The sequence below is a fragment of the Streptomyces spinosisporus genome, from assembly GCF_022698145.1.
Classification (GTDB): Bacteria; Actinomycetota; Actinomycetes; order Streptomycetales; family Streptomycetaceae; genus Streptomyces; species Streptomyces spinosisporus.
Genome location: NZ_JALDAX010000018.1, coordinates 82503 through 95462 on the forward strand (window position 1 = coordinate 82503; position 12960 = coordinate 95462).

At 69.5% G+C, this 12960-nt stretch carries 13 protein-coding genes and 2 pseudogenes; 11 read left to right on the forward strand and 4 right to left on the reverse strand.

Features of this window, described 5'->3' with window-relative positions:
• Positions 1–18 precede the first annotated feature (18 nt).
• On the forward strand, positions 19–897 hold the full coding sequence (locus MQN93_RS34975; RefSeq protein ID WP_242712681.1) for a MerR family transcriptional regulator: 879 nt from the start codon (positions 19–21) through the stop codon (positions 895–897).
• Positions 898–1025: 128 nt separating this feature from the next.
• Complete coding sequence (locus tag MQN93_RS34980) at positions 1026–1499, forward strand: RICIN domain-containing protein (protein ID WP_242712682.1); 474 nt, start codon at positions 1026–1028, stop codon at positions 1497–1499.
• Between the two features lie 143 nt (positions 1500–1642).
• Here MQN93_RS34980 and MQN93_RS34985 read toward each other — a convergent pair.
• A pseudogene (locus tag MQN93_RS34985) lies at positions 1643–2887 on the reverse strand (acyl-CoA dehydrogenase family protein).
• Positions 2888–3022: 135 nt separating this feature from the next.
• Here MQN93_RS34985 and MQN93_RS34990 point away from each other — a divergent pair.
• A pseudogene (locus MQN93_RS34990) lies at positions 3023–3706 on the forward strand (DUF1684 domain-containing protein); the annotation flags it as partial.
• A 160-nt stretch (positions 3707–3866) separates the two neighbouring features.
• The gene (locus MQN93_RS34995; protein WP_242712683.1) at positions 3867–4412 is read left to right on the forward strand and encodes a DUF4760 domain-containing protein; all 546 of its coding nucleotides are present in this window, start codon (positions 3867–3869) and stop codon (positions 4410–4412) included.
• A 44-nt stretch (positions 4413–4456) separates the two neighbouring features.
• Here MQN93_RS34995 and MQN93_RS35000 read toward each other — a convergent pair whose 3' ends face one another.
• Entirely contained in the window at positions 4457–4837 is a 381-nt protein-coding gene (locus MQN93_RS35000; RefSeq protein ID WP_242712684.1) for a winged helix-turn-helix transcriptional regulator, read from the reverse strand.
• Positions 4838–4943: 106 nt separating this feature from the next.
• Between MQN93_RS35000 and MQN93_RS35005 the strand changes: the two genes are divergently transcribed.
• Complete coding sequence (locus MQN93_RS35005) at positions 4944–5873, forward strand: NADP-dependent oxidoreductase (protein WP_242712685.1); 930 nt, start codon at positions 4944–4946, stop codon at positions 5871–5873.
• Positions 5874–5875: 2 nt separating this feature from the next.
• On the opposite strand, the gene MQN93_RS35010 is transcribed toward MQN93_RS35005, so the two are convergent.
• The gene (locus tag MQN93_RS35010; protein WP_242712686.1) at positions 5876–6847 is read right to left on the reverse strand and encodes a GlxA family transcriptional regulator; all 972 of its coding nucleotides are present in this window, start codon (positions 6845–6847) and stop codon (positions 5876–5878) included.
• Positions 6848–6919: 72 nt separating this feature from the next.
• On the opposite strand from MQN93_RS35010, the gene MQN93_RS35015 reads away from it, so the two are divergent.
• From MQN93_RS35015 to MQN93_RS35040, 6 genes are all read left to right on the forward strand, one after another.
• Positions 6920–7627, forward strand: coding sequence for an HD domain-containing protein (locus MQN93_RS35015; RefSeq protein WP_242712687.1), 708 nt, complete (start codon positions 6920–6922; stop codon positions 7625–7627).
• Positions 7628–7747: 120 nt separating this feature from the next.
• Complete coding sequence (locus MQN93_RS35020) at positions 7748–8173, forward strand: RidA family protein (protein WP_242712688.1); 426 nt, start codon at positions 7748–7750, stop codon at positions 8171–8173.
• A 233-nt stretch (positions 8174–8406) separates the two neighbouring features.
• Positions 8407–8916, forward strand: coding sequence for a MarR family winged helix-turn-helix transcriptional regulator (locus tag MQN93_RS35025; protein WP_242712689.1), 510 nt, complete (start codon positions 8407–8409; stop codon positions 8914–8916).
• Between the two features lie 51 nt (positions 8917–8967).
• Positions 8968–9846, forward strand: a complete 879-nt coding sequence (locus MQN93_RS35030; protein ID WP_242712690.1) for an aminoglycoside phosphotransferase family protein — start codon at positions 8968–8970, stop codon at positions 9844–9846.
• Positions 9847–10248: 402 nt separating this feature from the next.
• Positions 10249–11001 carry an SDR family NAD(P)-dependent oxidoreductase gene (locus MQN93_RS35035; RefSeq protein WP_242712691.1) on the forward strand — a complete coding sequence of 251 codons (753 nt, stop codon included), beginning with the start codon at positions 10249–10251 and terminating at the stop codon, positions 10999–11001.
• A 7-nt stretch (positions 11002–11008) separates the two neighbouring features.
• Positions 11009–11914: an NAD-dependent epimerase/dehydratase family protein gene (locus MQN93_RS35040; RefSeq protein WP_242712692.1), complete on the forward strand. Its 906-nt coding sequence runs from the start codon at positions 11009–11011 to the stop codon at positions 11912–11914.
• Positions 11915–11975: 61 nt separating this feature from the next.
• Here MQN93_RS35040 and MQN93_RS35045 read toward each other — a convergent pair whose 3' ends face one another.
• Positions 11976–12875 carry an alpha/beta fold hydrolase gene (locus MQN93_RS35045; protein WP_016430111.1) on the reverse strand — a complete coding sequence of 300 codons (900 nt, stop codon included), beginning with the start codon at positions 12873–12875 and terminating at the stop codon, positions 11976–11978.
• Between the last annotated feature and the right edge of the window lie 85 nt (positions 12876–12960).

The window sequence follows — 12960 nt, forward strand, 5'->3', positions numbered from 1 at the left end:
GACCGGAGCCCAGCAGACTTGGATGCGTACGACGAGGAGGACGGCATGTCGGAGCGGTGGACGATCGGAGAGTTCTCCCGGATCACACACCTGAGCATCCGTACCCTCCGCCGCTACCACGAGCAGGACCTCCTCGTCCCCGCCCAGGTCGACCCGGTAACGGGCTACCGCTACTACACCCCCGGGCAGGTCCGTCCGGCACTGACCATCAAGCGGCTGCGCGAACTCGACCTGCCGCTGGCAGACCTCCGGAGCTTCCTCGAAGCGGAGTCCGGCAGGACAGGCGAGGTGGGCGAGGCGGGGAGCTCCGCGGCGCAACAGATCGTCGCCACCCACCTGCGTCGGCTCGAAGACCGGCTGGGCCGCACCCAACGAGCCGTCCAGGCTCTACGGGAACTCCTCGACCCGGAGGCGCAACGGGCCGTGAGCCTTGAGGTCCTTCCGCCGCAGCACGTCCTCGCGGTGTCCCTCGACGTCCCGCCGGGAGCCGACCTGGGCTGGTACGACGCCGCCATGAACGATCTGGACGCGGCAGCCGGCAGCCGCCCGGTGGTTCCGCCGGGCGGCCGCTACGAGCACGCCCTGTTCACCGACGGGCAAGGCCGCGCCACCGTCTATCTCCCGGCCGAGGCGCCCCTGTCACCGTCGGCACCGGCCACCGTGAAGCCGCTCCAGCTACCCCAGCGCGCAGCCGCAGTTGCCACCCACTACGGCCCGCACGACGACCTCGACCTCACCTATGCCGCCATTGGCTCCTACGTCGCGCACAACGCTCTGCGCTCTTCGAACCTCGTGGAGGAGATCTACCTCGTCGGGCCGCGCGACACCGATCAGCCCGACCGCTGGCGCACTCTCGTCGCATGGCTGATCGACTCCGACGCGGACAGATCATCGTGACGTCGGTTCGCCATACCAGCAGACGTGCACTCCCCTAGGGTGGTTTTCCCCCTTTTTTCACGTCTTGGGCGCCGGCGTTCGGGGATCCTGCCGAGGTACCTCTGAAACCCACTGCAAGGAGACCCCGAGTGCACCGCCCGAGCCGGAAGGCCTTCGCCGCCCTCATCGCCGCAGCCGGCCTCACCCTCCCCCTCCTCACCCCCACACCCGCCTCGGCGGCGGCCACCACCAGCCGCTTCGCGAACTACCGCTACGGCGACTGCCTGCGCGAGGCCGACGAGACCACCCTCAAGGGCGACCGCTGCACCTCCGGACGCGGCAGCCTGCTGTGGCACTGGAACGGCCGCCTCAACACCAACACCACCTTCAAGAACACCGTCTGGGGCCGCTGCCTCGACAGCAATGACCGAGGCGACGTCTACCCCCTGCGCTGCAACGGCGGCTCATACCAGAAGTGGCGCACCGTCCAACCTGCCGCCCGCAGCGCCATCATGATCCAAAGCGTCGGCACGGGCCGCTGCCTCTACCAGCAGGACGACGGCTACTACCGCACTGCCCGCTGCAACCGAGGCGCCCAGAACCAGCGCTTCACGGTCGGCTGACGGAATCCTTCGACCGCTTCAGGAGGCCGCCTGGCGAGCAGCTCCCGCCCGCTGCTCGGCGTCTCCCTTGCGCCGCGCCAATCGCCTCGGCCTTGGTCGCGATGCTCCATCCTTGCCGTATCCGCCCGTCACCAGCTGAGCCGTCAGGCAGGCAGGGTGAAGGGCGGGTGCGCGCCGTTGAGGAAGTAGTCTCCGATCTCGCGCAGTCTGTGGGCAGTTGGTTCGCACAGGGTGTGGGTTCGGGTGTCACGCCAGAAGCGGTCGAAGCCGTGGCGGGTGGCAGCGGCGTCGGCTCCGACGACGTCCAGGGCACGGGTGGTGATCTCCCGCGCCGCCCGGGAGGCCGCGGCCTCGGCGAGGCTCGCGAGGACGGCGATCTCCGCGCACTCCTCGTCGTCGAGGTCCTCGCCCTGCGCGAGGCCGCGCGAGAGGGCATCCACCGCCTCGTCGGCGAGGGCGGACGCGCCACGTGCGACGACGGTGAGTTCGCCGTAGACGGTCAGCGCGTACGGATCCTGCGACGGACTGTCCGGCCAGGCCTGGGGCGAGAAGGGCTGCCGGGACGCCCGTGCGGCCCTTCCGTGTTCGTGAACCTCGGCCAGGAGTCCCTCGGCGACACCGAGACAGAACTGGGTGGAGACCAGGCGCGCGGTCGGCACGGCAAGGGAGGCGAAGGGGGACAGGGCGCCTTCGTCCGGTGAGAGGGAGCCGAACACGTCGTCCTTCATGATCGGCACGGAGTCGAACTCCACGGCTCCGCCGGCTGCCAGCCGCCGACCTAAGGTATCCCCGGTGCTGCCGCTCTCGACGCCCGGGTGAGCGGGGTCGACGAGGACGGCCAGCGGTTCGCCGGTGCCGTACACCGCGGCTCGGACCATCAACCGGTCGGCGATCCCGACGCCGGTGGCGTACCTCTGGTACCCGCTCAGCAGGTAGCCGTTCGCCTTGGGGGTCAGGATGAGGGGCGGTTCGTGTGAGGAGATACCGCCTCCCCAACACCACTGCCCCTGCGCCGACTTGCGTTCGATCTGGTCGGCCCGTGCGGGGTCGGCGAAGAAGCGGGGGCTGAAGGACAGGAAGTAGTGGTGGCCCAGCAGATGGCCGATGGGACCGTCGGCCGCGGCGACGGTTCGGACGACCGCGTAGGCCGTACGCCAGTCCTCACCCGCTCCCCCTTGCTCAGCCGGTACGAGCAGGGCCAGCAGCCCCGACTAGCGCAGCCGTGAGACCTCGTCAAGCGGTGTTTTACCGGCCTGTTCGCGCTCGGCCGCGTCCGTCGACAGGTCGTCCGCCATCTCACGCGCTATGTGCAGCCAGTCGGCCCGCCCGGCTCCCGCGTCGGGCTTCACGCTACTGCGGCTGTGGCTGCACCTCAGTGGTGTGGTCATGGCGTCTTCCTTCGTGGAACGAGGGCGACGCGGTGCCCGGCCAGGCAGCGTGAAAGTGCGGCAGTGCGCGCTGACGCGTCGGCTCGACCATCCTCACGCCCCGCTCAGACCACCGTTAGCCTTTCCCTAGTACTTCAGCGCTTCCCGGACGCACCGGGCACGTGGCGCACAGGCCCCGAAGGCGTGGTCGTGGACCTGGACGAGGGCGAGGAACTGGTCGTCGACGGGACGCCGGTACGCGGTGAGCACCGCTTCGGCGTGCTTCCCGAGCGTGGCGGCGTCGACGCCGTCTGGGGCGACGCCGTCATCGAGGTCGCCAAGCGCGGCGGCCAGGACATCGTGCGCCCCCGGCACCCGGACGCCCCGCTGCGCACCGCCTTCACCGGAACGCCCGCCTACGCCCCCGACCCACGCTGGACCGTGACCGGCCGCTACGTCCCCTTCGACACGCCGCGGCCGACCACGGTTGGCGCCGCGGTCGAGGGCCTGGAGCACGTCTACGACGCCCCGGGCAGGGTCGAGTTCGAGCTGGACGGGCGCTCGCTGTCGCTGACCGCGTTCCCCGGGCATGGTGCGGGCCGGCTGATGGTGCTGTTCACCGACGCGACCTCGGGGGTCACCACGTACGCCGCCAACCGGTCCCTGTCCCTCGAACCGCCCGCCGCCGACGGCACGGTCGTCCTGGACTTCAACCGCGCCACCAACCTGCCGTGCGCCTACACGGACCTGGCCACCTGCCCGCTGCCCCCGGCCGAGAACCGGCTGCCGGTGGCGATCGAGGCCGGGCAGAAGATCCCCCGCGAGCGCGGCGGCTCCTGAGTCCGCTCGCTGACGGGCAGCCCTCCTGCGCGGCACGCGCTTCGGCAGGGGGGCGAGATCCCGCGTCCGGCGCAGGCGGCTGTTCTCCGACCTGGCACCCGCTCCGGGCGCCGTGGTGCATGTGCATGCACTCAAGGTGCAGGCTCCGTACGGTGACCGGATGGACAGTTCTGTCGTCTTCAACGTCGCGACCACGGGCATCGCCGTCGTCGCAGTGGTGACTTCCATCGTCTTCAGCGCGCGGCAGGCGCGCATCGCGCGGCACGCCAACCACATATCCGTAATGGTCGATCTGCTGCAGGAGTTCAGATCCGTCGAGTTTCACGAACAGCACGACTACGTGTGCACGCGCCTGGGAGCGGAACACGCCCCGCAGGTGGGAGTACGCGGGTTACCGGCCGAGGCCAGAGCGGCCTTCTACAGCGTCGTCTACTACTACCAGTCCTTCGCCAACCTGGCCGTCTTCGGACTGCTCGACGAAACCCTCATGGTCACCGTCCTACGCACCCGGATCGTCTCCGTCTGGCAGGCCGTACAGCCCTTCGTGGAGCGGGAACGGGAGCTGCGCGGCGAAGGCGGCGGTGGCAACTACATGTCGATCTTCGAGGAACTGGCCCGGCTGGCGGCAGAGTTGCCCCCGGAGCACGTCCGCAACTCGATGCCCCAGAACCGACGCCGGCTGTCGCGCCTGGGGCAGCTGCGCTGACGCGCCGTAGCGGGCGGCTGCATGCGCCGCCCGCCGGTCGGTCCTCAGTCGCCGTTGCTGACCGGCTCCGGGGCGGCGGCGTCCAGCGCGTCGAGCACCGCTTCGCCGTTCACCCTTGCCCACTCCGTGAGCTGGTGGATCGGGTCGAGCAGGGTCGCTCCGAGCGCGGTCAGCTCGTACTCGACCCGGGGTGGTGCCTCGGCGTAAACATGGCGGCGGATGAGGCCGTGGGACTCGAGGCGTCGGAGGGTCTGGGTGAGCATCTTGCGGGAGATGCCGCCGATCATCTCGACCAGATCGCCGTGGCGCACCGGGCCCTCGCTGAGGCCGTAGAGGACCACCGCCGTCCACTTGTCGGCGATGAGCTCGACCGTCAGACGGGCCGGGCAGTCGGCGAGGAACTCACCGGGACGGATCACGCTCATGCCCCCACGGTACCCGCGCCGTCCCGTCACCTCGTCACAGGTACCTGCCGGTTCCTATCGAATATCTAGCTTGGGTGCTCTCCCCCGTTTCACAACCAGGAGAGTCATGCGAGTCATCACTCAGCACACGCTCGGCGGTCCCGAGGTGCTCACCATCGAGGACGCGCCCGCGCCCCGTCCCTTCCCGGCCGAGGTGCTCGTTCGCGTCAAGGCGATCGGGCTGAACCCGCTGGAGGCGCGGCTGCGCCAAGGCGAGTTCCCGTTGCTCGGCGAACCGCCGTTCATCCTCGGCTGGGACATCAGCGGCGTCGTCGAGGACGCGCCGCGGACGTGGCGGTTCCGTCCCGGCGACGAGGTGTTCGGGATGCCCCTGTTCCCGCAGGCGGCGAAGGGGTACGCCGAATTCGTCGCGTCGCCCGCCCTGCACCTGGTGCGCAAGCCCGCGTCTCTCACGCACATCGAGGCGTCGGCGCTGCCGATCGTGGGGCTCACGGCCTGGCAGGGCCTGGTCGACCTTGGCGGGGTGACCGAGGGCGAGCGCGTCCTTGTGCACGGCGGTGGCGGCGGGGTCGGCCATGTCGCGATCCAGATCGCGAAGGCGTTCGGCGCGTATGTGATCACGACGGCCGGTGGCAGCAAGCGGGAGTTCGTCGAGGGTCTCGGCGCCGACGAGGTGATCGACTACACGTCGGTCGACTTCGCCGAGACCGTCGGTGGCATCGACCTCGTGCTCGACACGATCGGCGGGGACGCCGTGGAGCGGTCCCTCGGCGTACTGCGCCCCGGCGGTCATCTGGTGACGGCGGTCGCCGAGGAGGACCTGGCGCTCGCCGCCAAGTACGAGTCGGCCGGCATGCGTTTCAGCGGCATCGCGGTCGACCCCGACCCTGTCGCGCTGCGCGGCCTCGTGGACCTCGTCGAAAGGGGCGAGCTGCGGGTTCATGTGCAGGAGACGTTTCCCTTCGAGCGCGTGGCCGACGCACATCGCGCACTGGAAGAGGGGCACCTTCAGGGCAAGCTCGTCCTCACTCTCTGACGTCAGCGAGTGAAGGTCCGCCGGTAAGCGGTGGGCGTGGTGTTGAGGCTCCGTCGGAAGTGCAGACGCAGGTTGGCTGCCGTGCCGAGGCCACAGGCTCGGGCCACCTGTTCCACCGACTGGTCCGTCGTCTCCAGCAGTTCGCGTGCCTTGCTGATGCGGGCGCTCAGCAGCCACTGCAGAGGCGTGGTGCCTGTTTCCGTGGCGAACCTGCGCATGAAGGTGCGGGGTGACACTCTCGCGTGCCGGGCGAGCGTGCGCAGGGTGAGCGGCTCGTCGAGGTGGTGCAGGGCCCAGTCCCGGGTCTCGGAGAGGGACGCCTCCCCCGCCACGGTGACCGGCGCCGGGATGTACTGGGCCTGCCCGCCGTCGCGGTGCGGCGCCGCCACCAGGCCACGGGCGATCCGGTTGGCCACGGCAGCCCCCAGGTCGCGTCGTACGAGGTGCAGGCACAGATCGATGCCGCAGCACACTCCGGCCGATGTGAGAACGTCCCTCTCGTCGACGTAGAGCACATCGCGCTCGACCGTGATGGACGGGAAGTTCCGTTCCAGCTCGTCGCTGTGCAGCCAGTGCGTCGTGGCGTGCAGCCCGTCCAGGATGCCCGCCGCGGCCAGTACGAAGGCGCCCGTACAGATCGACACCACCCGCCCGCCCCGCTCATGCGCCTGGACCAGCGCGTCGAGGACCTCGTCCGACGGCTTCGCCAGCAGTTCGCCTCCCGGCTCGTATCCCGGGACGATCACGGTGTCCGCGGTGCGCACGTCGTCCAGGCCGCCCCCGGTCGTCACGGAGAAGCCGCCGGTGGTCACCACCGTGTCACCGAGCCCGCACACCGTGGTGCGGTACGGGGTCTCCGCGCGGGGGCTGAAGATCTGCGCGGGGATCGACAGGTCGAGCGGCGTCACACCGTCCAGAGCGAGGATCGCGACCCGGTGTGGCGGGTGGACAGGCGTGACGGACGTAGCAGACATGGCAATATTCTAACGACAGTGGGCAATGTTGCCTCTCTCCAGGTCAGAGGCGTGCGTGCCAACCTGGTAGGCATGAACGGACCGACACCCGACCCCCTGGACCCCGACAGCGAACTGCACCCCGAGGTTGCCACCGACCTGATCACCCTGCCGGACACACCGCTCACCGATGCCGCCATCCAGCTCCTCAAGCCGGTGGTGTCCCTCTCGGTGTTCAACCACAGCATCCGCACCTACCTGTTCGCCCGCCTCGTGGCCGCGCGGCGCGAACTGGCCGCAGGCCACGACTACGACGACGAGCTGCTGTTCACGGCGTGCGCGATGCACGACATCGGCGTGGCGTCGGACGGCCCGCACATTCAGCGATTCGAGGTCGAGGGCGCCGACCGGGCCGCGGCGTTCCTCGTCGGACACGGACGGTCCGCGGCGGATGCCGACGAGGTCTGGCAGGCCATCGCCCTGCACACCTCCTCAGGCATCGCGGAGCGCCGCGGTCCGTTGTGCCTGCTCGTCCGCGAAGGTGTCGCGCTGGACTTCGGCGGCCCGATCGGCAACGCCTACGCCGACGCCCTCAGCGACGAACAGGCCGACACCGTCCACGCCGCCTACCCACGCCTGGACATGGTCCGCTCCCTCACCGACGCGATCGTCGCGCATGCCGCCAAGAGCCCCAAGAACGGCCCGCGTTACACCCTCCCCGGTGAACTGCTGCGTGAACGCCAGACCTACGGCCGGACCCGGCTGGAGCACGACTGCGGCTCCTCCCGGTGGGACGACTGACCCAACTGACCGGTCCCGATGACCCAACTGACCTGTCCCGATGACCCAACTGACCTGTCCCGATGACCCAACTGACCGGTCCTGAGCGGGACACCACAGTTACAGATGAGGACTCACCCCATGGCCATCCATCACGTAGAAGTCCCCGACGGCTCACCGGCCTTCGGAGAAACCACCAGCGCCTTCGCTCGCTTCGGCCACGCCGCCGCGGTCCGCTCGCACGGGCACCTGTTCATCTCGGGGCAGATCGGCCGCCGTCCCGACGGCGTCCCCGGCAAGACCGCCGAGGAGCAGACCGAACTCGCCATCCGGCGCCTGGAGGAGATCCTCCGGCTGGAGAACCTCGGCCTCGCCGATCTGGTGGACGTGACGAGCTACCACGTCGACATCCGCGAGAACATGGCCGGCTTCCTCGCGGCCAAGCAGCGCCTCGTCCAGGCCCCCTACCCGGCCTGGACGATCATCGGCGTCAGCGGCCTCGCCAGCCCCGAACTCCTCGTCGAGATCCAGGCGACCGCCGCGTACGCCGACACCTCCGGCCGCTAGAACACCTCCGAGGCGCCCGGCGGCGGCCATGTCATATCGCCGGGCCCCTCGGCGCTGCGATGGGGCATGCCATAAAGACCACGTCGCCGGTCGAGGCGAAGCTCGACATCGTCATGAGCGCAAGCGCGTCTTCCGCGCCGCCTGCCGGGAACACGAGCGCGTCGTCATGGAGGATTGCTACGGAGGAATGTTCTGCTCGAAAGAATATCTGGCCCGCACGGCATCGTGCGACAATGGCGACCGTGACCACTTCTCGCTCCTCCGCCGCCCGCTCAGAGCCGGCCACCGCCCTCGACGGGCTCGATTCCGACCTGGGCTGGAGCATCCGCATGGTCTCCGCGGCCTTCCGCCGAGTGGCCACCGCCGCTGTCGAAGACCTGCCCGGAGGGCCTCGCGGTTACCTGGTCCTGGTCGCCCTCGCCTCGGGCGAGACTCCCTCCCAGCTCGCCCTCGCCCAGCAGGTGCACCTCGACCGCACCGTCATGACGTACCTGCTCGACGACCTCGAATCCGACGGGCTCATCACACGCCGACCGGACCCCCGCGACCGACGGGCCCGGCAGGTCGTCATCACCGACGAGGGGCGCGCCCGTCTGCAGCGCGCCCGTGAAGCCCTCGAGGTCGCGGAGGGACGCCTGCTCTCCGCCCTCGGCGACGACGACGCCGACCAACTGCGCCGCCTCCTGGCACGTGTTGCCCACGCCGCACAGCGCGAGGCGCTGCTCACCGACGAGGACTGCTGAACTCGTAACTTGCGAAACCATGGGCCGAGCCACCGCCGTAGAGTTCGCGCTGTGACAGATCACCGAATGCCTGCTGCGGAGGTTTCCGTCTCTGTCGACCTGGTGCGCCGTCTACTCGACGAACAGCACCCCGATCTTGCGGACTTGCCGGTCGAGGAGCTGGCCAACGGCTGGGACAACCTTGTGTGTCGGCTCGGCGAGGAGTTCCTGGTCCGGTTGCCGCGGCGTGCTGTGGCCGCCGCTCTCGTCGCGCACGAGCAGCGGTGGTTGCCGGAGTTGGCCGACCGCCTGCCGTTGCCCGTACCGGCACCGGTACGTGTGGGGCAGCCGACGGACCAGTACCCGTGGTCCTGGAGCGTCGTGCCCTTCTTCCCGGGCCGGATCGCGGCGCGATCAGAGCTCGACGACCCTTGCTCGGCCGCGGCGACGCTCGGCGGTTTCCTTGACGCGCTGCACGCACCAGCCCCGTCGGCCGCGCCCGCCAACCCGGCTCGCGGAGTGCCTCTGGCCGAACGCGCCGAGGGCGTCGTGACCAGGCTGGCACATGTTGACCCGGATGATCGCGCCTTCGCGCTGCAGATCTGGGAAAGGGCCCTCGCGGCACCCGTCTGGAGCGGGCCCCCGCTGTGGCTGCACGGGGACCTGCACCCGGCCAACCTCCTGGTCGACCACGGCCGTATCAGTGCTGTGATCGACTTCGGCGACATCACCTCCGGCGATCCCGCCACCGACCTGTCCGTGGCCTGGATGCTGTTCACCGCGGAGCAGCGTGCTGCCCTTCGACAGGCGTACGGCCGCGCGGACGACGCGACGTGGGTGCGAGCCCGCGGATGGGCGCTTGCCCTGTCCCTGGTCTTCCTGTCGCACTCGGCGGACAACCCACTGATGCACGGCATCGGCGAGCGCACCTTCCGCGCGGTGCTGCAGTAGCGGACGGCTTCCTGGGGCTACCCAGTTCCGTTCGGCGCCCGACAAGCACTGAGATCGTGTGCAGCCGCCGGGCGTGATCAAGTCGACGAAGAAGCAGGGCAAGTGACTGGTGCCAGCCTTGCCCCGCTGCGTCGACGACGAGGTGTTCCCGGTTCCACGCTTCGTGCTCGGGGGGACGGCCGCCCGACCTCCCATGCGCATTGCTTCCACCACGCTCCCCGCCTTGATGGCACAGCCAGCTTCACTCAACGCGAGCTTGAGCAGATCATCTTGCGGACAACTAATCTGTCGCACATACTATTTCTGGCGGGCGTCGCAGTGCGTGCCGACAGGCCACCCCTGCGTCCGACGGACCACCCGTGCCCTATGCCTTCATCGTTCATCGGAGAAAGCGAGACCGTGATGAGTGCCAGCGTCGAACTGCAGGGCAGCACCGCCCTGGTCACAGGGGCGACCTCAGGAATCGGGCGTGCGATCGCGCGGCGTCTGGCCGGGCAGGGAGCGCAGATCGTTCTGCACGGTCGGGACCGGGCGCGGGGCGATGCGGCCGTGGAGGAGATCACGCTCAAGGGAGGCAGCGCCCGATTCGTCGCCGCGGATCTGGTGGATGCGGAGGACACGCTGCGGCTGGCGGCCGAGGCGGGGGATGTCGACATCCTGGTGAACAGCGCGGGGCTGTACGACTTCGCGCCTACGCCCCAGACCGACGCCGCCAGTTTCGATCAGCACATGGCGGTCAACACCCGTGCCCCGTTCCTCCTGGTCGGCGCCCTCGTCCCGGCCATGGTCGCGCGTGGGCACGGCACGGTCATCACGGTCGGTTCCAGCTCCGCGCGGGTGACCGCTCCGATGGGAGGCGCCTACGGAGCCTCCAAAGCCGCTGTCGAACTGCTCACGCGCTACTGGGCCACCGAGTTCGGCGGCAAGGGGGTGCGGGCCAACGCCGTCTCCCCCGGTCCGGTGAAGACGGAGGGAACCGCCGCCGTCTTCGGTGAGCACATCGCGATCATCGACCAAACCAACGCGCGGGGCCGTGCAGGAGACCCCGAGGAGGTTGCCGACATCGTCGCGTTCCTCGCGAGCCCGGCGAGCCGCTACATCAACGGCGCCGTCATCTTCGCCGACGGAGGCGAGCTCAGCCCGCTGCCCAGCTGAGGCATCCATGAACATCTTCATCATCGGCGCCACCGGATTCGTCGGCGGCGCCCTGGCGGAGCACCTGCGGCGCCAGGGTCACCACATCACGGGCCTGGCCCGAACCCCGGCCGCGGGCACCGCACTTGAGGCACGAGGAATCGCCCCCGTTCCCGGGGATCTGAACGCGAGGCTCAGGGAGACGATCGAGGCCGCACAGCGCGCCGACAGCGTGATCTACGCGGCTCAGCCCGAGCCTTTCGAGGAAACCAAGGCGGTGGACGGTCTGGTCCAGGCACTGGCCGGAAGCGGCAAGGACCTCGTGTTCCTCTCCGGCACCGGTGTCTTCCTGCAGCGCACCGGCGGTGCCTGGAGCCCCGACAGGTTCACGGAGTTCGACAGCTTCGAGGTCGAGCCGCTCGCCGCGGCCCGCAAGGCAGCTGAGGACACGGTGCTCTTCGCGGCCTCGTACGGTATACGCGCCATGGTCATCCGTCCGGGTCTGATCTGGGGCCCCGGTGACCATGGGCATGTGCCGATGACGTATCAGTCCGTGGCCGTCGCCGGCGCCGCCTGTTATGTGGGCGAAGGCCTGAACACGTACGGCCATGTCCATATCGACGATGTGGTACGGCTGTTCAGCCTGGCGCTCGCCGAGGGCGCGCCGGGCGGGCTGTACCACGCCGTGGCCGGAGAGGTTCCGAACCGGTGGATCGCCCAGTGTGTGGCCGACGACATGTCATGCCCCACGCGCAGCGTCAGCGAAGAGGAAGCCGCCGGTATCTGGGGGCCGTTCGGCGCGCTGGTCATGGGTGCCTCAAGTCGTTGCAGTGCTCCGCGCAGCCATGACGAACTGGGCTGGTCCCCGCGTCACACCGACATGTTGAGCATGATCGGGGAACCGCGACTTCGAAAGCTTGCTTCGCCGCAATAGCCTTGCTTCTGGCCGGAGTTGGGCAAGACCGGGTGGTTCGGGCGCGCCTGTGACTGACGGGTCAGGCGCCGTGCTCCGACAGGAACTGCCGCAGATGCCGCACGGTTTGGGTGGGCGCTTCCTCCGGGACGTAGTGGTCGCAGGGCAGCGCCTGTCCGGCTACAGCGTCGGCGTACTCGCGCCATACCTGCGCCACGTCGTAGTGGCGACCGACGAAACTGCGCGCGCCCCACAGTGCCAGTAGGGGCGCCGTGACGCGTCGGCCGGCCGCGGCGTCCTCCTCGTCGTGGACGAGGTCGATGGTCGCGGCGGCCCGGTAGTCCTCGCAGGAGGCGTGGATGGCCGCCGGGTCGGAGAAGCAGCGGACGTACTCGGTCTGGGCCTCCTCGCTGAACGGCGTGCCGCCCTGGTGGCGGGCTGCCATGCGGGTCCTGATCCAGAACTCGGGGTCCTGGCCGATGAGATGCTCCGGGATGCCGTTGCCCGCGGCGAGGAAGAACCAGTGGAAGTAGCCCCGTCCGAAGTCGGCGTCGGCGTGCTGGAAGGCGTACCGAGTGGGCACGATGTCGAGGACGGCCAGCGCGGAGACCGCCTGCGGATGGTCGAGTGCGAGCCGGTGTGCCACCCGGCCGCCGCGATCGTGACCCACCACCGCGAAGCGCTCGAAGCCGAGCTCACGCATCACCAGCAGTTGGTCCCGCGCCATGGCCCGCTTGGCGTAGGGGGCGTGCTCGGAGTCCGAAGGCGGCTTGTCGCTGTCGCCGTAGCCGCGCAGGTCGGTGAGGACCACCGTGTGCGTGGTGGCGAGCCGGGGGGCGACGTGGTGCCAGATCATGTGCGTCTGCGGGTAGCCGTGCAGGAGCAGCACGGGCGGGCCGTCCCCGGCGGTGCGCGTGTTGATCTCGACGCCGTCGCAGTTGACGGTGCGGTGGTCGAAGTCTGCTAGCAGCACGTCACTCATGCTGCGATCTCAGCAGCGTCCTGCCCACCGCGTCCAAGACCAGGTGGTGACCACTTCGATAGGCGTACCCTATAAGGAGCACGCA

Coding starts and splice junctions, on each gene's coding strand:
- MQN93_RS35010 (WP_242712686.1), bottom strand. CDS start 6,847: ATGTCTGCTACGTCCGTCACGCCTGTCCACCCGCCACACCGGGTCGCG.
- MQN93_RS35015 (WP_242712687.1), top strand. CDS start 6,920: ATGAACGGACCGACACCCGACCCCCTGGACCCCGACAGCGAACTGCAC.
- MQN93_RS35045 (WP_016430111.1), bottom strand. CDS start 12,875: ATGAGTGACGTGCTGCTAGCAGACTTCGACCACCGCACCGTCAACTGC.
- MQN93_RS35025 (WP_242712689.1), top strand. CDS start 8,407: ATGGCGACCGTGACCACTTCTCGCTCCTCCGCCGCCCGCTCAGAGCCG.
- MQN93_RS35000 (WP_242712684.1), bottom strand. CDS start 4,837: ATGAGCGTGATCCGTCCCGGTGAGTTCCTCGCCGACTGCCCGGCCCGT.
- MQN93_RS34995 (WP_242712683.1), top strand. CDS start 3,867: ATGGACAGTTCTGTCGTCTTCAACGTCGCGACCACGGGCATCGCCGTC.
- MQN93_RS35020 (WP_242712688.1), top strand. CDS start 7,748: ATGGCCATCCATCACGTAGAAGTCCCCGACGGCTCACCGGCCTTCGGA.
- MQN93_RS35035 (WP_242712691.1), top strand. CDS start 10,249: ATGAGTGCCAGCGTCGAACTGCAGGGCAGCACCGCCCTGGTCACAGGG.
- MQN93_RS35005 (WP_242712685.1), top strand. CDS start 4,944: ATGCGAGTCATCACTCAGCACACGCTCGGCGGTCCCGAGGTGCTCACC.
- MQN93_RS35040 (WP_242712692.1), top strand. CDS start 11,009: ATGAACATCTTCATCATCGGCGCCACCGGATTCGTCGGCGGCGCCCTG.